Genomic DNA, 18,469 nt, shown 5'->3' on the forward strand with positions numbered 1-18,469 from the left:
GTTTATTCAATCTGCCATACACCTAATTATAATCTCGATAATTATTTATTATTATCTTTGCCACCTATTAAATCACCCAGATGAGCAAGCTTTTCGGATACATTTTAACCCCCGTTTTTTATATTTTCTTTGGATTAATGCTTTGCATTTTCCATCCTATCCAATGGATCTGTTTTAGGTTTTTTGGCTATAAAGCGCATAAAGTTTCGGTAGATATCCTTAACTTTTTCCTAAGCTATTGCCAAATCTTTCTATTCAATTCGATCAGCTTTAAGAATGAATACGATTTACCGACAGACAGGCCCATTATTTTTGCCGCTAACCACCAAAGCATGTATGATATCCCTTCATTAATTTGGTTTTTAAGAAAACACAGTGCAAAATTTATCTCGAAAATTGAGCTTACCAAAGGCATTCCATCAATATCCATTAACCTGCGCCTGGGCGGCGGGGCGAACATCAACCGGAAAGACAACAAACAGGCCATTTCCGAAATCATCAAACTTGGCCGTAGAATGAAAGAAAATAATTGGAGCACTGTTATTTTTCCGGAGGGAACCCGAGCAAAAGACGGTCAATTAAAAACATTCCAATTTGGAGGGGTCGCTACCATATTAAAAGTAGTACCTAATGCTTTGGTAGTTCCAGTAGCTATAGAAAATTCGTGGAAAATTGTCCGCTTTGGCATGTTTCCACTAACCGCGGGCAATGCGCTAAAATGGACTGTCTTAAAGCCGATAGAACCAGGAGTAAAAACACCAAATGATATTACATTAGAAGTAGAAAACGAAATCAGGAAAGTTTTAGGTCAACCAATGGCACAGCCCGCGACTTTATAATCTTCAATTACTACGCTTCAAAGATCCTTCGACTCCGCTACCATTGACAGATTTCTTTAGGAAGGCCGTCATTCTCGCGCATGCGGGAATCTTAAAGCGACCGGCAAACCCTAACAAGGCATTACGATTCCCAATCGAGTTGGGAATGACGCTACGATATGTAAATGTCATTTCCACTTCAATGTTTTTTATCAAAAACTAACCTCTACCATTGACAGATTGTAAAAATCGAGCGTCATTCCCACGCAGGTGGGAATCTTAAAGCTTATTGCATTACGATTCCCAATCAAGTTGGGAATGACGAACCGCTAAAACCTGTCATTGCAACTCGAATATTTTTCAGTTTAAAAACTAACCTCTCAGGATGACAAATCTAATTAATTTTCGAAGCCTCTGTGGCAACTAAAAGGCTAGCTGTTTGAAATGGCTAACCCCTAAACACTTAGCGCCAACCGCTCTAAATGTTCTTATTCCCGATCACCCTGAAAAATTCATCGCGGTAAGTATCGCCAACAGGGATGATTTTTTGGTTGATGGTAATGCGGCTACGCTCGATACTTTCTATCTTATCAACAGCAACAATATAAGATTTGTGCACCCTGATAAACTGACTTTGAGGCAAAGCTTCTTCCATTTTTTTCATACTCTGCAAGGTGATTACACGTTCATCTTTCGTAAAAATTGAAATGTAATCTTTTAAACCTTCGATGAATAAAATATTATGCAAATAGATTTTTTGAATCTTATGCTCTGTTTTTACGAAAATATAATCTTGAACTGGATTTGATGAGCCAGAAAATGGTGCAGGTGTAACGATCGGCTGTGCTACACTTGCAGGAGCTTCAACTGGTTTTACCTGATTATGTACTTTTTCTACTGCCTTATAAAAACGGTCGAATGCAATTGGCTTTAATAGGTAATCCGAAACATTCAGGTCGTAACTTTCTAAGGCGTACTGTGGATAAGCGGTAGTTAATATATAGTGGCATTTATTGCCAGCAATTTTTAAAAACTGGATTCCGGTTAGCTCAGGCATTTGAATATCTAAAAACACAAGATCAATCCCCCCCCCTTGAACAATCTGCAAGGCTTCAATAGGGTTTTCGCACCTCTTAACCATGGTTAAAAAAGGCACTTTCGAAATATAATCCTGTAAAATATCAAGCGCTAAAGGCTCATCATCAACAACAATACAGTTTAAGTTCATTTTTGGTTATTATTTTAATTAATGATTTTTATATCTGGTTTATAATTGGTTATCGGATTATATGTCAATCATCAGTTCGCAGGTATAATGAGTAGCCGAATTTACAACATTTAATTTATATCTGTCAGGATAAACCAATTGTAATCGTCGTTCTACATTGGTTAAACCAACCCCTCCCTGCGCATCTTTATTCTGTTGGTTCTTTTTATTAACTACACTAAAATGCAAAATCTTCTGGTTGGCAATGATATTGATTTTAACAGGTTCTGTGGGATCGGTTACCACACCATGTTTAAATGCATTTTCTACAAATGAAATCAACATTAGGGGAACAATTTTCTGATTATCAATTTCACCGTTTAAGGTAAGCTCGATATAGGCACCATCTTTAAACCTTATTTTTTGCAGTTCGATATAACTGGTTAAATAGTCTACTTCTTTGCTTAGCGCTACTGTTGGCGTATTGCTCTCGTAAATCATGTAGCGCATAATCTCCGAAAGCTTCATAATGGCATCGGCTGTTTTGTCCGATTTCTGATAAGCCAGGGAATAGATATTATTAAGCGAATTGAAAAGAAAATGGGGGTTTAACTGCGATTTTAAAAACTGAAGCTCCATTTCGCGGCGTTCACTTTCTAAATTCCGCTGGATCCTTTCACTTGCAAACCAATCGATAGTAAATTTGATAATGCAGCTACAGATTAAGAAAAAACCCGATAGGAAAGTAACCAGGATCACAAAATTATGAACAGGTATTTCCATTCGTTTTCCTTTGGCACTTACCGTAGTCAATACATCATCAGGGTACAATACCGCAATGGCGGTTTTAGCAACAACAGATACGGCAATTAACAATAAGAATGCTAAAACATAGATGAGGTATTTTTTTCTCTTTTTTATTAACGCAGGAATTAAAAAGATATAGTTAATGTAAAAAATAGAAATATTGATTATACCATAAACAACATAGCTGATAAAATAGTCTTTCATCGTATGCTTTGTGGTATCGAATATATTGCCACCAACGATAATCATTAAGATAATTGTCCAAAAAATAGCATGTAATATTAAAGGCCCTTTACTCTGTTTCATTAGAAATATATTAAATGGTTATAAAGCCGATATCCGTTTAATAAACGCATATAAACTTCATGCATCCAAAATAAATAAAGTTTTACCGATTTACCTACACAATCTACCAACGGGCATTTTTTTTCTACCAACGGCCCAATAGGCAAATTTTATCGACAAACGCCAAAAATGTCTGTTGATCTAGAATCTTGAACACTTGGTATAATAGATTTTAGCAGGTTGTTTTTCTTGAGTTTCTTTGAATCATCAAAACGAAAACAAAATGAAAACATCATCAGCAATCAACTTAAAAAATCAAACAGTAATTACTGATGGCATTTTCACAACCGCTCAAATAAAACTATCGATCATGAAAAAGTTAGCAAACACATCGCCATTTTTACTTTTATTATTACCTGTATTTATGATGATTATCTTAACACTTACAGTTAACACCAATCAGAATGATGCAGAAATAGTTGTAAAACCTACAAAAACATCTGGTTCTATTGTGAAACAAGTAACTGCTATTTTCAAATAGAAAAAATGGGTAATTACGCTATCGAAACTGTAGGTTTAAACTTTAACTTCGGCAACCAGGTTATTGTAAAAGATCTTTCATTACAAGTACCAAAAGGCAGCATTTATGGTTTCTTAGGTCCCAATGGAGCTGGAAAAACAACCACGATAAAAATCTTGCTTAACCTGCTGAAGTCGCCTTCTGACCAGGTTTTTATATTTGGTAAAGAAATAAACAGTAACCGTATAGCTACCCTTAAACGCATAGGTGCTTTAGTAGAACAACCAGCTATTTATGGCCATTTAACAGGCAAAGAAAACCTGATTAACCGTTGTATCTTACTGGGTATTAAAAGAACCAAGGCTGATGAAATGTTGACCCTTGTAGGTTTGGCAGATGCAGCTAACAAAAAAGCCAATAAATATTCCTTAGGTATGAAACAACGGCTAGGCATTGCGCAGGCACTGATTTCAGACCCAGAATTATTACTTTTAGATGAGCCAACCAATGGCTTAGATCCAAATGGTATCATTGAGGTTCGAAACCTGATGATCGATTTAGCCACAAAACATCAAAAAACAATATTGGTTTCAAGCCACTTATTGGCAGAAATAGAAAGAACAGCAACCCATGTTGGCATTATAAATAAAGGTCAATTATTATTTCAGGGCACTATTAATGAACTTCATTTACTGAGCAAACCTATGCTCGAAATCGAAGTCGATAATATTGAAAGTGCAAGTTCCTTTTTAACAAAGTCGGGATATGAAATTTTGACAAAAACTGATAAGTTAATTACTATACCATTTACTTCAGCTCAAAAAAGCGGAGAACTAAATACATTACTTATCCAAAATGGTTTTACAGTAAGCAGTCTTTATCAGCAACGAAAAGATCTCGAAAATTTATTCCTGGACATTACTAAAACAAACTAACATGCGCTCGCTTTACATATCTTTAATATCAGAATTTTATAAATCAAGGAAAACCCTGGCTTTCTGGGCAGCAATTTTGTTACCGCTTATCATATGTGGATTAATCACCTTTGGTTTTTATTCAGGCTCCGAAAAAATCCTCAAATTTCACTACCCTCCTATGGTACTTTGGGCACAGTATTGCGGCGCGGCGCTTGGTGTAATGGGTTTATTGATTATGCCTTTCTATGTAATATTTATGGCCTTTTCAGTCAATAATATCGAACATAAAAACGATACATGGAAAATGTTATTTGCCCAGCCCTTAAATAAATTTTCGATTTATGCGGCAAAATACCTGTATGCTGTATTGTTAATATTTATCTGCCTGTTCTTATTTGCCACACTCACCTACGCCTTTGGCCATTTGTTACAGATAGTAGTTCCTAAGTATAATTTTAATCAATACAACCCATCAAATATTTTAATTACCTCTTATTTTAAATTATTCTTATCTTCTTTAGGTATTTTATCGCTACAGTTTATACTAAGTTTGCTATGGAGCGATTTCCTTAAACCGATGGGAATTGGTTTTGTTGGAACCATAATGGGAATTATTACGGCAAATGTTGGCTGGAAATATGCTTATCTTATTCCTTATTCTCTACCAACGTTGGCATTAAGGATTACAAAAGTAAAAAAAGGTACTGATCCATTAGATTTCCCAATCTTTACTCAAGAAATATGGACAAGTTTGATTTATGCCTCCGCTCTTTTCATCATTGGATATTTTATCGTAACCAAAAAGAGTATAAAGTAATTGGCGTTTAAAATCGCTAACAGAATTTAACAATTAAGGTTATTACAGAATACCATACCACAAACAAAAGCCTGCTGATTTGACTTTAGTATCAAATAGCAGGCTATGCTGTTTAAAATGAGAGGTTATGGTATACTTTAAATCTCTAAAGAGATAATATTCTTTCTTTAAACGCCCAAACAATTAATTGATAAGAATTTTTAAGATTAAGCTTTCTTACCATATTTCTTCGGTGTGTATTAACGGTATGCTCGCTGATAAAAAGCATTTCGCCAATTTCTTTACTATTGTACCCCATTGATAGTAGGTGTACAATTTCGACTTCCCTTTCGCTAATCGAACTATGATTTTCCTGCAGCAGGATATTATTTGTCATTTTTGAAAGAATTAAATGGTTTAATATTTCTATAATCAATCTTCACCTTAAGTAGACCTATTTCTAAATAGGTTCAAAATAGTTGTTTTTCTAGGATAGATAGCATTATTACCTTATAACCGCAAATTATTGAGCTGTTATTGTATACCAAAAGTAGTGGTACCCCGCAATTCAGCGTTAGCGCAAAACGCCCTAAATTAAAGGGTATTTTTACGGTATTACTTAGTGACTTGTTGAGAGGTTATAGAATTTATTTTTTAACGTTGATTAGCTTATGACTTATTATCTATATTTGAGTTAAAACCAAATAAATTTATGACAAAAGTTCTTTTAACTAAGGATGGTAAAAACAATACCGTCCCAGTAAGCATTGCGCAACAGATGACGCAGGCCTTTCGTAAGAGCCAGAACACAGAAAAGGGCACATATACCGAGGCAGCCTGGTTCCCTGCTGCACAGATTTCATCATTAACCAAAAAGATGGTTGAACTTGGCGGTGACGGCATTAGAATCTATTTCGGGAGGTACACGAGCGATATTATCGATCAGATCAACAAGCTTGATTACGGTGATAAAATTCCATCAACTTATGCAGAAATGAACACTTTACTACTTGTGGTTACCAAATTAATCGACGGCAAACCCCGCACTGATTATTTTGTAGATAAGGCTTATGGGTGTGGAGATGGAGAAGAACAACCTACCGATCCTGAAAACAGATCTTCATTGTGTCCGCAACAATGCGATGATAATAGTATATTGATGTTATAACATCACTTTTGATGACAGGAAAAATAGACGCTCCTCCTGATATATACAGGACTTTAAAGTATATCCTACCAACAAGCAGCTCGTACGCCGAGCTGCTTTGCCTTGGTTTTGCCATATACTTTTTATCAAAAGACAAAGGCCCATTTTGGCGGATAACCTTGTGGTACATTGTAGTAGTAATGGCTACAGAAATTATTGGAAGGTACTGTGCTGTAACCTATCGTACAAATTTATTTGTGTACAATATTTATACTTTATTTGAAATATCATACGTTATCTACGGATTTTATACTTTTATAAAACAGTATGCTGATATCAAAAAATGGATAATCGCAACCTATGGAGCAATAATATCAATTTACATCACATTCACCTCCATATATGGCATAAATGTGTACAACGCTTTTACCATAAGCGTAATGTCGGTAGTTTTTGTTATTTATGGCTTATTGTATTTTTATCTGCTCCTGAAAGACGAAAATTATATTGATTTAAAATTTCACCCTGCATTTTGGTGGGTAGGTGGAACGTTAATATTTTATTTTGGCAGCACACTTGCTAATTTCTTTGACGATATTATACAGCAAAAATTTTTAGGAAAATACAATACACGGGGTATTATTTACACAACACTTAACTTTTTTCTATACGGCTTTTGGGCCTATTCATTTATATGCAGAGCTCGTCAACGGAAAACATGTCCTTAATTCTACTGGCATCATTTGTTTTTCTCTTGATGCCAATATTTCTACTACTTTATATCAGGTCTTACAACCGGCATAAAAAGAACCATTTTCTGGAAAAACAGAATATGCAGCAAAAATTTGAGTCCGAAATACTTCAGACCCGGGTTGAAGTACAAGATCAGACGATGCAAAGCATAGCTACAGAATTACATGATAATGTTGGCCAATTGCTCAGCCTCACTACACTTACCTTAAACTCTGTAAATTTAAACGATGGAGAAAAGGCCAAGAAGAAAATCGACAATTCATTAGCCCTTGTTAACAAATCCATTAAAGAATTAAGGGAGTTGGCCAAGCTATTACATGGAGAGCAACTGGTAGAAAATGGCATTGGCCATGCAATAGATCAAGAAATTAACTGGCTTAATAAGGCTGGCACTTATGAATTAAAAATCAACAACCAGCTTATTGATCTACAAATTGCATCGCCGAACAAAGACTTGATCCTTCTTCGTTTATTACAGGAAGTTATCAATAACATTATAAAACATGCCCAGGCAACCCATATCCAGATCGATTCATACCTAACAGGCAATGTTTTACATTTAAGGGTTGCAGAAAATGGAGTTGGTTTTAACCCTGAAGAAATTAAATCAAAAAAATCGGGGATGGGGCTAAATTCTATTTATAAAAGAATTGAGATGATCAATGGAAAATTAATATTAAATTCGGCACCAGGTGAGGGCACTTCCATTTCAATAGAAGTTCCATACCCTTAATTGTATGCAAGAACAAAGTATTTCTATCGCTATTGTTGATGATCACACGCTTTTCCGTTCCGGATTGGCAAGCCTATTGGAAGAATTTGATGATATAAATATAACGTTTGAGGCGGTAAACGGATTAGATCTCCAGGCCAAAATGAACAATCACCAGCAGGTTCAACTCGTATTAATGGATATTAATATGCCTGTAATGGACGGTTTTGCCGCTACCAAATGGGTTAAAACCAATCATCCGAATGTACATGTACTGGCGTTAAGTATGCTTGAGGATGAAAAAGCGATTATTGGGATGCTTAAAGCCGGTGCCGGAGGATATATGCTTAAAGAATCAACACCATCAGATCTGCTAACTGCAATTAAAGTAATTGTAGATAAAGGATTTTATGTAAATGAGTTGGTATCTGGCAGACTTTTAGTAGCATTGAAAGACGATCAAAAGCCAGTATTCTCTGCAAGAGAACTTACATTTTTACAATATTGCAGTACCGAACTTACTTATAAGGAAATTGCAGATCTCATGTATGTTAGTCCGCGCACAGTAGACAACTATAGGGAATCTCTTTTTGCCAAACTAAATATTAAATCGCGCACAGGATTAGTGGTATATGGCATTAAAAATAACCTGATCATTATCTAGCCTCCATTACAGCAAAATCAACATAAAATACTGACCTAAAGTAAAATAAACATTTAATTCCAATTACTTTTCGCAAAGAAAAATCCTAAAGTAGATCAAAAGCTCAATATCTTTAATTTTTCGGATAATTTATTAAATAAAATTTGGATAACTAACTAATTAGTTTTAACTTTAGTTAAGGCAAAGTAATTTGCTATCATCCTTATTATTATTAACTATTATGGAAATTAAAGATTTAACCAAAGCCGAAGAACAGATTATGCAGGTTTTATGGCAATTGGAAAAAGCATTCGTCAAAGAAGTTATTGATGAGCTGCCCCTCCCTAAACCTGCGTACAATACGGTATCAACCATTATTAGAATTTTAGAAACCAAAGGTTTTATTGGTCACGAAGCCTTCGGTAAAGCCCACCAATATCATCCTCTAATCAGTAGAGAAGAATATAAACGCCATGCAACAGAAAAACTGTTAGGCAATTACTTCGAAAATTCGGTAGAGAGTATGTTCTCTTTCTTCGTTAAAGAAGAAAAACTGGATTTAAGTGATGTTGATGAAATTTTAAAAATGATTAATAAAATTAAACATAAGCCAAAATGAGTTTTGCCCACTACCTATTACAGGTGAACTTATACTTAATTGTTTTTTTCGGTTTTTACAAATTACTGTTAGATAAGGAGACCTACTTCACTTTAAACCGCATTTATTTAGTCTCTGCGGGCGTTTTGTCGTTATGCATACCGTTTATCCGTTTAGAATGGCTAACGGAGCAGAGGGCGGCGCAACAGGTTTATACTTCAGTTAATTGGGAAGCCGTATTAGCACAAGCAACAATTGTAACGGAGCATAATACTGGTTTTAACTGGGGAAATGCATTCGTTTATGTCTATTGCGCAGGTATTTTGTTCTTCTTAGGTAGATTGGTTTTTAACTTATTGGCAGTTAAAAAACTCATCACAGTTAGTAAGGCTGGCTCGGCTTTCTCTTTCTTTGGCAAAAAAGTAATTGACCAGGAATTACCACAAATGGATGTGATTGATATTCATGAAGAAGCTCACATCAAACAGTGGCATACAGTTGATATTTTATTTTTCGAAATTATTGGGATTATCACCTGGTTAAATCCAGTGATTTATCTTTATAAAAAAGCGATTAAAAATATCCACGAATTTTTAGCTGATGAACTTGCTGCCGAATTTCAGGGCGACAAAGCTGAATATGCCATGTTATTGCTTAGTAAGTCCTTTGGCATTTCGCCAAATGCCTTAACGAATGGCTTTTTAGAAAAATCATTGATCAAAAAAAGAATTTTCATGCTTCATAAAGAGCGGTCTAAAAAGATCGCTATTATGAAGTATGGAATTTTTATCCCCTTGTTTGCGCTTTTAATTATGTTTTCATCGGCCACCGTTCGCAAAAACGAGAAACTGATATCCATTACCGATCAAATCCCTTTAGAAAAGCCAATAGAGATCGTTGAAAACATGGTTACAACACCGGGGAAGATAATTGTAGCACCTAAAATTTCAGTTGATGGCAAGACAGATGCAAACTGGAAAGGATTTTATCAATTTTTATTGAGAAATATTAAATATCCAAGCACAGCCAGCAGCGATGAGGTACAGGGTAATGCGCAGATAAAATTTAATCTAAAAGGCGGCAGAGTTACCAATATTACATCGAATGTAGAACTAGGGGCAGGCTGCGATGAAGAAGTGATGAAAGCAATTTTATCTTATAAAGGATTTAAAACGGTAACTGATGGCAAATATGCCTTAACGGTAAGTTTTAAAATTCCAGAATCTTCAGAAGAGTTTAAGAATAAATTATTGCCAAAATCGGGTGGATATGTAAATCTGAACAAGATTAACATCATATCTTATCTTCCTAAAACCGCTGAAGCAGAAGCCAAAGTTATTAAATCTGAAACTACAGATAAAGTATATGATTTCGTTTCGATTGAGAAACAACCAGAATTTCCGGGCGGTATAACCAAGTTCTATAAATATCTTAGTGGCAGCATTAAGTACCCAAAAATGGCACAGGAATATAATGTACAAGGTAAAGTTTTTCTCAGCTTTGTTGTTGAAAAAGATGGTTCTTTATCAGATGTTCAAATCACAAGGGGTTTAGGAAGTGGTACTGATGAAGAAGCTATGAGGGTTATAAAAGAATCGCCAAAATGGAACCCAGGCATCCAGAATGGTTTAGCTGTGAGGGTAAAATACAATATCAATGTTAATTTCACACTCAGTGACCCTACAAAAGAAACTAAAACAAGTAGTATACCAACAAACCGGATCACTATTAAAGATGGTATAAATCAAGAAGCATTGATCATTTTAGATGGCGTGAGGTTATCAAACAATAGCCAAATAAACACTATAAATCCAAATAACATCGAATCAATTTCTGTTTTAAAAGATCAGGCAGCAACTGATTTATATGGCCCCAGGGCTAAAGCTGGTGCAATTGTAATTACGAGCAAAACAAAAAATAACCTTTTCCTAAATCTTGATGCAAAAGAGCTGGCAATAGACAAAAACACTAATTTTTTCGATCTTAAAAGGAAATTCTAACCAATACACAATATGAAAAAAATAATCGTCTTTACCATGATAATGGGTTTTAGTCAAGCTGGTTTTGCACAAAAAGTAGATAGCACTAAAACAAGTAAAATTACGCTAAGAGGCGTACATGGTACTAATGCAATAGAACCCTTGATTGTTATTGATGGGAATATACAGTACATTAGGGGTTCATCATCACTTAACGAGGTTGATCCCAACAATATTGAGTCTGTAAGCATCTTAAAAGATAGTTCAGCAACAGCTAAATATGGGGCTAACGGTTTTGCAGGGGTAATAGAAGTTAAAACTAAAAATGGTTCTTTAAACGATAACGGGTTTAAAACCGCTCCAATAAAAATTGGCGAGCCCAAATTAAAAGGAAAAGTATCAGGATTTAGTGTGCGCCCGAGTGCTCCTGATGGAAATACCTCTACAACATTAAGGTATCTATTGAATAGAGATTTTGACCAGAAGGCAGAACCGCTTTATATCATTGACGGAAAAGAAGTTTCAGAGATAAAAAGTTTGAACAGGGAATCTATTGAATCAATAGAAGTGCTTAAAGATTCATCTGCAAGAACCTTACATGGTGATAAGGGGAAAAACGGCGTGGTGATTATTACCACCAAAAAATCAAAAGCAACGCCTAAGAAAAACTAAATAATCGACACCTTAATAAAAAACAATGAGAAAGCTAATCTTTTTAGCCCTAATGGGCATTGCTATGTATTATAATTCCGCTAAAGCACAGAATAACCCGGATAAAGTTTATGATTTTGTATCTGTTGAAAAACAACCGGGGTTTCCAGGGGGCATTTCAAATTTCTATAAATACTTAAGCCATGAAATTAAATATCCAGAAGCAGCAAAGAAAAACAAAACTCAAGGCAAGGTATTCGCATCTTTTGTGGTTGAGAAAAATGGTGCTTTAACTGACCTTCAAGTGATCAGAAGCCTTTCAACAGAAACAGATAAAGAAGCACTAAGAGTATTAAACAAGTCGCCAAGGTGGAATCCGGGTTTGATAGATGGAAAGCCTGTAAGGGTAAAATATAACATCGCTATTAATTTCGCCATGAAGTAAAATCCATTGTATTAATTCTCTCCAAGCACAAAACCCCAGCAAAATTGCCGGGGTTTTATGTTTTCTCTCCTGTCTCGGAGGACTAAATTTAGAAAAACTTTAATGTATATGCAAATATTACAGAATAAAATTTCTAATTATGCAAAATTTTAATATGCAAACATAAGATTATTGCAACTTTCGCAAACTTTTATTTCGAGACAACTTTGTTGTGCAAGGTTTCGATTTTAAGATCTCAAGTTTCATATGTTTTCAAAACAGCTGGCAAATGTTAAATGTGTATCAGTTTTAATCTTCAGCCTGCTAACAAATCATTAAAATTTATTCACTATTATTCTTAGTTCATTAACAGGAATTAAACTATTAATACACACTTAGCATAACGATCATAGGTTGGTTAATGGATGGCTATCTCTACGTAAGCTCCGATAAAACTAAAAAGCCCCCACAACGTGGAGGCTCAAGAACCCAGCGGTTAAGCTGAGTGCACAGTATATTTTTTAAACAGTTTCTTCTGAAATGAATTTTGCAGATGCAAAATCACGGTTCATACGAGCAATGTTTTCTAAAGAGATTCCTTTAGGACATTCGGCTTCGCAAGCACCAGTATTGGTACAGTTACCAAAACCTTCAGCATCCATTTGCGCAACCATGCTTTGTACCCTGCGGTAACGCTCTGGCTGACCCTGTGGCAGCAATGCCAATTGAGAAATCTTAGCCGACACGAATAACATTGCTGAAGCATTTTTACAAGTTGCCACACAAGCGCCACAACCGATACAAGCTGCAGCTTCGAAAGCCGCATCTGCCTGCATTTTAGGAATTGGCAAATTGTTTGCATCCTGAGCATTACCTGTGTTTACCGAAATAAAACCACCAGCAGCAATAACCCTATCAAATGCAGAACGATCTACCGTTAAATCTTTCACTACCGGAAAAGCTGCAGCTCTCCAAGGCTCAACAACAATGGTATCGCCATCTTTGAAAGAACGCATGTGCAACTGACAGGTAGTAACCAAATCTTTTGGTCCGTGCGGACGACCGTTGATAAACATCGAGCACATTCCGCAAATCCCTTCGCGGCAATCGTGGTCGAATACAACCGGCTCATCACCTTTGTTAATTAATTGTTCGTTTAATACATCGAACATCTCTAAGAAAGACATATCCGGTGAAATATCGGCCAATTTATAATCTACCAAAGCACCTTTGGCATTGTTATTTTTTTGACGCCAAACTTTTAGCGTTAAGTTCATATTTCCTGTACTCATGATATTGAGGTTTTAGGTAAGCGGTTAGCGTTTGGCGTTTGGCGAATAACCGCTTTAACGCTTAACGCTGTGCGCGTCACTATTTATAACTTCTTTGTGCTACTTTAATATTTTCAAACTTCAATTCTTCTTTGTGAAGTTCGAAGTTTACACCTTCTTTAAATTCCCAAGCGGCTACGTAAGCATAGTTCTCATCATCACGTAGTGCTTCACCTTCTTCTGTTTGATACTCTTCACGGAAGTGACCACCACAACTTTCGTTACGGTTTAAAGCATCAATACACATTAACTCCCCCAGTTCGATAAAATCAGCAACTCGGCCAGCTTTTTCTAGTTCGGTGTTTAACTCATCAGCCGTTCCAGGTACACGAACATCGCTCCAGAATTCAGCACGTAAAGCTCTGATTTCTTGAATTGCTTCGTTTAAACCTTTTTCGTTACGGGCCATACCACATTTTTCCCACATAATGTGGCCTAAACGTTTGTGGAAATGATCTACCGACTTGGTTCCTTTAATATTGATTAAAGTATTTAAAATACCAACTGCTCTTTCTTCAGCCTCTGCAAATGCAGGGTGATCGGTTGGAATAGCTTTTACTGAAATCTCTTTCGATAAGTAAGATCCTATCGTGTAAGGAAGAACAAAATAACCATCAGCCAAACCTTGCATCAAAGCAGACGCACCTAAACGGTTAGCACCGTGATCTGAGAAGTTAGCCTCACCAGTACAGTATAAACCAGGTACAGATGTCATTAGGTTATAATCAACCCATAAACCACCCATGGTATAGTGAACCGCAGGATAGATACGCATTGGCGTTTCGTAAGGATTTTCGCCAGTAATCTGCGCATACATATCGAACAGGTTACCATATTTTTCCTTAATTACCGCAGTACCTAAACGCATACAGGTTTCTTTATCAGGATTGTGGTTACCCGCTTTAGAAGCTTCGATTTTACCGTAACGTTCTGTATTGGCTTTAAAATCCAAGTATACGGCTAATTTAGAAGCACCAACTCCATAACCTGCATCACAACGCTCTTTCGCAGCACGAGAGGCTACATCACGGGGAACAAGGTTACCGAAAGCAGGGTAACGGCGCTCCAAGTAATAATCTCTTTCATCTTCAGGAATGTCTGAAGCTTTACGGTTATCATCTTTCTTTTTAGGTACCCAGATACGTCCATCATTACGCAACGACTCCGACATCAGGGTTAATTTAGATTGGTGATCGCCAGAAACCGGGATACAAGTTGGGTGGATCTGCGTATAACAAGGGTTTGCAAAATAAGCACCTTGTTTGTGCGCTTTCCAAGCTGCTGTAACATTACTTCCCATAGCATTGGTAGAAAGATAGAATACGTTACCATAACCACCTGTTCCTAGTACCACCGCATGACCGAAGTGACGCTCGATTTCTCCTGTAATTAAGTTACGGGCAATAATACCACGTGCTTTGCCATCGATTTTAACAACCTCAAGCATTTCGTGACGGGTATACATTTCTACTTTACCCATACCAATCTGGCGCTCTAAAGCAGAATAAGCACCTAATAATAATTGTTGACCAGTTTGACCTGCAGCATAAAAAGTACGTTGTACCTGTGTACCACCAAATGAACGGTTATCTAACAAACCACCATATTCGCGGGCCAAAGGCACTCCTTGTGCTACACACTGATCTATAATGTTGGCACTTACTTCGGCCAAACGATGCACATTGGCTTCGCGGGCACGGTAATCGCCACCTTTAATGGTATCGTAAAATAAACGATAAGTGCTATCGCCATCATTTTGATAGTTTTTTGCTGCATTGATACCACCCTGAGCAGCGATTGAGTGTGCTCTACGTGGTGAATCCTGAAAACAAAAACATTTAACTTTGTAACCCATCTCGGCCAAAGTAGCCGCTGCCGAAGCACCTGCTAAACCCGAACCTACAATGATTACTTCAATAGTTCTTTTGTTCGATGGGTTAACCAAAGGCACAGAAGACTTATATTTTGTCCATTTGCTGGTTAATTCGCCTTCTGGAATATTTGAATTAATATCTGACATATCTTTTGTGCTAAAAATTATTGAATAAGACCGAAATAAACTGCAATCGGCATGGCCGCGAAAAGGATCGATATAATAACCGAATACCAAACGCCAGCACCTTTAATTATACCATTATATTTTGAGTGGTTCCATCCTAATGTTTGGAATGCCGAAGCAAAACCATGCAATAAGTGGTAGCATAAAGAAAACATAGCCAAAACATATACGACAACCCTTACCGGATCCTGAAATTTTTCTTTCATTACCGCGTAAAGATCTTCATGTCCGTTGGCATCAACCGTTGGGATTCCTGTAAAACGAGAAACTACCCAAAAATCTTTCAGGTGAACGACCAGGAAGATCAGCAAAAGCGTACCCAGTAAACCCATAGAACGGCTGTACCATTTACTGTTTGCCTTTCCATCGTTTACGGCATATTTAACTGGCCTTGCCTTTTGATTTTGCAACGTTAAACGTAACGCCTGAAAAATGTGCGCAAGCAAACCAATAAACAACACAATCTCGCCAGCCCGGATAATCCAGTTAGTGGCCATAAAATGTGCGCCTACGTTAAATGTCAAACCACCATCGCTAATAAAAATTAAAGCGTTAATACCGCAGTGTACAATTAAAAAAAGTATCAGGAACAAACCTGTAATACCCATGATGAATTTCTTCCCTATTGATGAAGAAAATGCATTTCCGAAACCACTCATTTGATTAGGATTTATATCTAAATTTCTTGCAAAAGTATCTAATTAAGCGTTTAATTTATAAACGAATATGACAAAACAACGATAAAACATTTATTTAGAAACATTCTAAAGCATATTCGGAAATAATTGAAAGAATATGGGATTATTTATGGTTTCATAAGTTTTTTTACCATTAAGAAATGAAGATCATTAAGGCCTAAGAATTTTATCTATCGGGCAAGATTTTGAAGTATTCGTTAACCATAGGAATAATACTTTTGGTAATGTTATCCGTGAAAAAATTGATCAACAATCCTTGAGGAGCACTTAGAAGTTTCATATAGGTTAGTAACTGTGCCTGGTGTACAGGCAAAAGATTGGAGATTGCTTTTATTTCAACAACAACACAATCATTAACAAATAAATCCGTGCGTAAATCTACATCTATTGGCAAATCATCATACACGACCGATAATGTTAACTGTTGCGAAACAGCATATCCGTTTTTCTCCAACTCATATTTTAAGCAGCGCTCATATACACTCTCCAATAGGCCTGGGCCAAGTGCATTGTGAACTTTAATTGCGAAACCTGTGATCTCGTAAGATAATTGTGTAACCTCTTTTTTAGTCATTCCCCTAAGTAATTAAATGAAACGATGTGCTCTACATATTTATTAGGCACGCTGAATTAGGGGATGATTAGACAAATTGAATCATTAAGAAACTATCTACCCATAACTAAAATAACATTTTTCTTCTTAACTAACTTAATTTCTTAATGATAAAAAAAATTAAGATAAGCTTATTTATACCAAAACACAACTAATCTTTTCGTTATATTGCTCTATCAAATTATTAACATGAAAAAACAGCTCTATTTACTTATTTTATTAGCTAGCCTATTCTCTGCTTGTGATCCAGCTCCTGCTACATTTAATCTCGAAACCAAAAACTTTGGCCCAAATGCGGTAATTACCATTCGAAGCGCTGAAAACGGAGAGACACTGAAAGTTGAAAACATTACCAATACCAATCAGACTTTTAAAATCAACATCCCTGTAAAAGGCTATGCCACTTTAAGAACCGAGGATGGCACCCACAAAGGAGAATATTACTTCTATCTTGACAAAGGCAGCTACAAAGGCATTCTTGACGGAAAAAACATCAATTCATATCCTTTAAAAAGCGTTCCAACAAAAGAAGGCGAACAATTTATAGACTTCTATAAGCTAAAAGACGATATGAGCAAAAACCTGCTCGACAGTTTGGATATTGTGGAGTTGGAATTGGACCAAGCCACGCCAAGCAACATTATGGAAAGGGCAAAAAATGCAGACCGTTGGAGAGAGAAAAAAATCTTGCTACAGCTAAATATCATAAAGGCCTTTGCCAAAAAGTATCCCGGTTCTGCGCACACCCTCTTTTTATTGGAACAACTGGGCAACACAGATTCTGAAGCCAAGAATTATTTATCCATTTTTAATAGTTTAGATAAGGAAATTCAGGAAAGCAAAAAGGGTAAAAATCTCTTAAAAGAGATTAAGCAGGCTAGCCAGATGATGGCAGGAAGTAAAATGCCTAATATTGAAGGAGAAAATCCAGATGGAAAAAAATTCGATCTGAGCATACTTAAAAAGGTAAACCTTGTTATCTGCTGGACTTCTTATAATGGGAAAAGTAGAAAAAACAACCAGTTACTGGTTAAGCTCTATGAGAAATATAAAAATAAAGATGTAGAATTTATCGGTGTATCGTTCGATAAAAAAAGAGACTGGTGGGTAAATGTAATAAAAGATGATCACCTTACCTGGCCACAATATTCTGATTTGCAAGGAGCAAAATCCCCAAATGCAAAGAATCTGAGCAATTATAATGTTACTTACGGATCAAGCAAAAAAGTTGGGGATTAATACTAGGCATAAATCTTAGCTAATCTGAATAAGAAAAACTTTACACTTCTTACTCCCCTAAACTGTGCTCTGAATGCTTTTATTTTAGCATTGAAAGATTCAGCAGAAGCATTGGTACTCCTATTTGTAAAGTAGTTTAATATGGTTTCATAGTTGTTCTGTATCGTTCTTGAAATGGTGTTAAACGACTTGAATCCAGCGGCTTCTACCTGATTATACCAAATTGCCAGTCTTTTAAAAGCAACTATTCTGTCTTTGGATGTACTGAGTAT

General features: G+C 36.2%; 21 protein-coding genes. 13 read left to right on the forward strand and 8 right to left on the reverse strand.

The window, feature by feature from the left end:
* Positions 1-80: 80 nt before the first annotated feature.
* The gene (locus EZ456_RS23065) at positions 81-839 is read left to right on the forward strand and encodes a lysophospholipid acyltransferase family protein (protein WP_131534256.1); all 759 of its coding nucleotides are present in this window, start codon (positions 81-83) and stop codon (positions 837-839) included.
* Between the two features lie 457 nt (positions 840-1,296).
* On the opposite strand, the gene EZ456_RS23070 is transcribed toward EZ456_RS23065, so the two are convergent.
* Together EZ456_RS23070 and EZ456_RS23075 are read right to left on the reverse strand one after the other, a co-directional pair.
* The gene (locus EZ456_RS23070) at positions 1,297-2,046 is read right to left on the reverse strand and encodes a LytR/AlgR family response regulator transcription factor (protein WP_131534258.1); all 750 of its coding nucleotides are present in this window, start codon (positions 2,044-2,046) and stop codon (positions 1,297-1,299) included.
* A gap of 57 nt (positions 2,047-2,103) precedes the next feature.
* Positions 2,104-3,138 carry a sensor histidine kinase gene (locus tag EZ456_RS23075; protein ID WP_165501397.1) on the reverse strand — a complete coding sequence of 345 codons (1,035 nt, stop codon included), beginning with the start codon at positions 3,136-3,138 and terminating at the stop codon, positions 2,104-2,106.
* 262 nt (positions 3,139-3,400) lie between these two features.
* Between EZ456_RS23075 and EZ456_RS23080 the strand changes: the two genes are divergently transcribed.
* Genes EZ456_RS23080 through EZ456_RS23090 form a run of 3 tightly spaced genes read left to right on the forward strand, consistent with a single transcriptional unit; the run spans position 3,401 to position 5,371 of the window.
* Positions 3,401-3,658, forward strand: coding sequence for a hypothetical protein (locus EZ456_RS23080; protein WP_131534260.1), 258 nt, complete (start codon positions 3,401-3,403; stop codon positions 3,656-3,658).
* Positions 3,659-3,663: 5 nt separating this feature from the next.
* On the forward strand, positions 3,664-4,572 hold the full coding sequence (locus tag EZ456_RS23085; protein WP_131534262.1) for an ABC transporter ATP-binding protein: 909 nt from the start codon (positions 3,664-3,666) through the stop codon (positions 4,570-4,572).
* A gap of 1 nt (position 4,573) precedes the next feature.
* Complete coding sequence (locus EZ456_RS23090; protein ID WP_131534264.1) at positions 4,574-5,371, forward strand: ABC transporter permease; 798 nt, start codon at positions 4,574-4,576, stop codon at positions 5,369-5,371.
* 145 nt (positions 5,372-5,516) lie between these two features.
* On the opposite strand, the gene EZ456_RS23095 is transcribed toward EZ456_RS23090, so the two are convergent.
* Positions 5,517-5,747 carry a response regulator transcription factor gene (locus EZ456_RS23095; protein ID WP_131534266.1) on the reverse strand — a complete coding sequence of 77 codons (231 nt, stop codon included), beginning with the start codon at positions 5,745-5,747 and terminating at the stop codon, positions 5,517-5,519.
* A 315-nt stretch (positions 5,748-6,062) separates the two neighbouring features.
* Here EZ456_RS23095 and EZ456_RS23100 point away from each other — a divergent pair, with 315 nt between their 5' ends.
* The 8 genes from EZ456_RS23100 (at position 6,063) to EZ456_RS23135 (ending at position 12,278) form a co-directional block, all read left to right on the forward strand.
* Positions 6,063-6,518: a hypothetical protein gene (locus EZ456_RS23100; RefSeq protein ID WP_131534268.1), complete on the forward strand. Its 456-nt coding sequence runs from the start codon at positions 6,063-6,065 to the stop codon at positions 6,516-6,518.
* 11 nt (positions 6,519-6,529) lie between these two features.
* On the forward strand, positions 6,530-7,225 hold the full coding sequence (locus tag EZ456_RS23105) for a hypothetical protein (RefSeq protein ID WP_131534270.1): 696 nt from the start codon (positions 6,530-6,532) through the stop codon (positions 7,223-7,225).
* Positions 7,226-7,329: 104 nt separating this feature from the next.
* On the forward strand, positions 7,330-7,983 hold the full coding sequence (locus EZ456_RS23110; protein WP_165501398.1) for a sensor histidine kinase: 654 nt from the start codon (positions 7,330-7,332) through the stop codon (positions 7,981-7,983).
* Positions 7,984-7,987: 4 nt separating this feature from the next.
* Positions 7,988-8,626 (forward strand): response regulator transcription factor, encoded by a 639-nt coding sequence (locus EZ456_RS23115; protein WP_131534274.1) that lies wholly within the window; start codon positions 7,988-7,990, stop codon positions 8,624-8,626.
* A gap of 220 nt (positions 8,627-8,846) precedes the next feature.
* Complete coding sequence (locus EZ456_RS23120) at positions 8,847-9,224, forward strand: BlaI/MecI/CopY family transcriptional regulator (protein WP_029280636.1); 378 nt, start codon at positions 8,847-8,849, stop codon at positions 9,222-9,224.
* Entirely contained in the window at positions 9,221-11,203 is a 1,983-nt protein-coding gene (locus EZ456_RS23125) for a M56 family metallopeptidase (protein WP_131534276.1), read from the forward strand. Before EZ456_RS23120 ends, EZ456_RS23125 begins: the two co-directional genes overlap by 4 nt.
* 12 nt (positions 11,204-11,215) lie before the next feature.
* A complete protein-coding gene (locus EZ456_RS23130; RefSeq protein WP_131534277.1) occupies positions 11,216-11,854 on the forward strand; it encodes a TonB-dependent receptor plug domain-containing protein in 639 nt (212 codons plus the stop codon).
* A gap of 25 nt (positions 11,855-11,879) precedes the next feature.
* On the forward strand, positions 11,880-12,278 hold the full coding sequence (locus EZ456_RS23135; protein ID WP_131534279.1) for an energy transducer TonB: 399 nt from the start codon (positions 11,880-11,882) through the stop codon (positions 12,276-12,278).
* Positions 12,279-12,778: 500 nt separating this feature from the next.
* Here the strand turns inward: EZ456_RS23135 and EZ456_RS23140 are convergent, their stop codons facing one another.
* From EZ456_RS23140 to EZ456_RS23155, 4 genes are all read right to left on the reverse strand, one after another.
* Positions 12,779-13,549 (reverse strand): succinate dehydrogenase/fumarate reductase iron-sulfur subunit, encoded by a 771-nt coding sequence (locus EZ456_RS23140; RefSeq protein ID WP_131534281.1) that lies wholly within the window; start codon positions 13,547-13,549, stop codon positions 12,779-12,781.
* Between the two features lie 79 nt (positions 13,550-13,628).
* The gene (locus EZ456_RS23145; protein ID WP_131534283.1) at positions 13,629-15,608 is read right to left on the reverse strand and encodes a fumarate reductase/succinate dehydrogenase flavoprotein subunit; all 1,980 of its coding nucleotides are present in this window, start codon (positions 15,606-15,608) and stop codon (positions 13,629-13,631) included.
* 17 nt (positions 15,609-15,625) lie between these two features.
* On the reverse strand, positions 15,626-16,306 hold the full coding sequence (locus EZ456_RS23150) for a succinate dehydrogenase cytochrome b subunit (protein ID WP_131534285.1): 681 nt from the start codon (positions 16,304-16,306) through the stop codon (positions 15,626-15,628).
* Between the two features lie 205 nt (positions 16,307-16,511).
* Entirely contained in the window at positions 16,512-16,919 is a 408-nt protein-coding gene (locus tag EZ456_RS23155; protein ID WP_131534287.1) for a GxxExxY protein, read from the reverse strand.
* A gap of 228 nt (positions 16,920-17,147) precedes the next feature.
* Here EZ456_RS23155 and EZ456_RS23160 point away from each other — a divergent pair, with 228 nt between their 5' ends.
* Positions 17,148-18,197: a TlpA family protein disulfide reductase gene (locus EZ456_RS23160; protein WP_131534289.1), complete on the forward strand. Its 1,050-nt coding sequence runs from the start codon at positions 17,148-17,150 to the stop codon at positions 18,195-18,197.
* 2 nt (positions 18,198-18,199) lie between these two features.
* Here the strand turns inward: EZ456_RS23160 and EZ456_RS23165 are convergent.
* Positions 18,200-18,469: transposase (locus tag EZ456_RS23165; protein WP_165501350.1), on the reverse strand; the 270-nt coding region annotated here is incomplete at its 5' end.

This window comes from Pedobacter psychrodurus, from assembly GCF_004331735.1.
Classification (GTDB): domain Bacteria; phylum Bacteroidota; class Bacteroidia; order Sphingobacteriales; family Sphingobacteriaceae; genus Pedobacter; species Pedobacter psychrodurus.

What these genes read in the sequence shown, in the direction of transcription:
- EZ456_RS23065 (WP_131534256.1), top strand. Translation starts at nt 81, where the DNA reads ATGAGCAAGCTTTTCGGATACATTTTAACCCCCGTTTTTTATATTTTC.
- EZ456_RS23070 (WP_131534258.1), bottom strand. Translation starts at nt 2,046, where the DNA reads ATGAACTTAAACTGTATTGTTGTTGATGATGAGCCTTTAGCGCTTGAT.
- EZ456_RS23075 (WP_165501397.1), bottom strand. Translation starts at nt 3,138, where the DNA reads ATGAAACAGAGTAAAGGGCCTTTAATATTACATGCTATTTTTTGGACA.
- EZ456_RS23080 (WP_131534260.1), top strand. Translation starts at nt 3,401, where the DNA reads ATGAAAACATCATCAGCAATCAACTTAAAAAATCAAACAGTAATTACT.
- EZ456_RS23085 (WP_131534262.1), top strand. Translation starts at nt 3,664, where the DNA reads ATGGGTAATTACGCTATCGAAACTGTAGGTTTAAACTTTAACTTCGGC.
- EZ456_RS23090 (WP_131534264.1), top strand. Translation starts at nt 4,574, where the DNA reads ATGCGCTCGCTTTACATATCTTTAATATCAGAATTTTATAAATCAAGG.
- EZ456_RS23095 (WP_131534266.1), bottom strand. Translation starts at nt 5,747, where the DNA reads ATGACAAATAATATCCTGCTGCAGGAAAATCATAGTTCGATTAGCGAA.
- EZ456_RS23100 (WP_131534268.1), top strand. Translation starts at nt 6,063, where the DNA reads ATGACAAAAGTTCTTTTAACTAAGGATGGTAAAAACAATACCGTCCCA.
- EZ456_RS23105 (WP_131534270.1), top strand. Translation starts at nt 6,530, where the DNA reads ATGACAGGAAAAATAGACGCTCCTCCTGATATATACAGGACTTTAAAG.
- EZ456_RS23110 (WP_165501398.1), top strand. Translation starts at nt 7,330, where the DNA reads ATGCAGCAAAAATTTGAGTCCGAAATACTTCAGACCCGGGTTGAAGTA.
- EZ456_RS23115 (WP_131534274.1), top strand. Translation starts at nt 7,988, where the DNA reads ATGCAAGAACAAAGTATTTCTATCGCTATTGTTGATGATCACACGCTT.
- EZ456_RS23120 (WP_029280636.1), top strand. Translation starts at nt 8,847, where the DNA reads ATGGAAATTAAAGATTTAACCAAAGCCGAAGAACAGATTATGCAGGTT.
- EZ456_RS23125 (WP_131534276.1), top strand. Translation starts at nt 9,221, where the DNA reads ATGAGTTTTGCCCACTACCTATTACAGGTGAACTTATACTTAATTGTT.
- EZ456_RS23130 (WP_131534277.1), top strand. Translation starts at nt 11,216, where the DNA reads ATGAAAAAAATAATCGTCTTTACCATGATAATGGGTTTTAGTCAAGCT.
- EZ456_RS23135 (WP_131534279.1), top strand. Translation starts at nt 11,880, where the DNA reads ATGAGAAAGCTAATCTTTTTAGCCCTAATGGGCATTGCTATGTATTAT.
- EZ456_RS23140 (WP_131534281.1), bottom strand. Translation starts at nt 13,549, where the DNA reads ATGAGTACAGGAAATATGAACTTAACGCTAAAAGTTTGGCGTCAAAAA.
- EZ456_RS23145 (WP_131534283.1), bottom strand. Translation starts at nt 15,608, where the DNA reads ATGTCAGATATTAATTCAAATATTCCAGAAGGCGAATTAACCAGCAAA.
- EZ456_RS23150 (WP_131534285.1), bottom strand. Translation starts at nt 16,306, where the DNA reads ATGAGTGGTTTCGGAAATGCATTTTCTTCATCAATAGGGAAGAAATTC.
- EZ456_RS23155 (WP_131534287.1), bottom strand. Translation starts at nt 16,919, where the DNA reads ATGACTAAAAAAGAGGTTACACAATTATCTTACGAGATCACAGGTTTC.
- EZ456_RS23160 (WP_131534289.1), top strand. Translation starts at nt 17,148, where the DNA reads ATGAAAAAACAGCTCTATTTACTTATTTTATTAGCTAGCCTATTCTCT.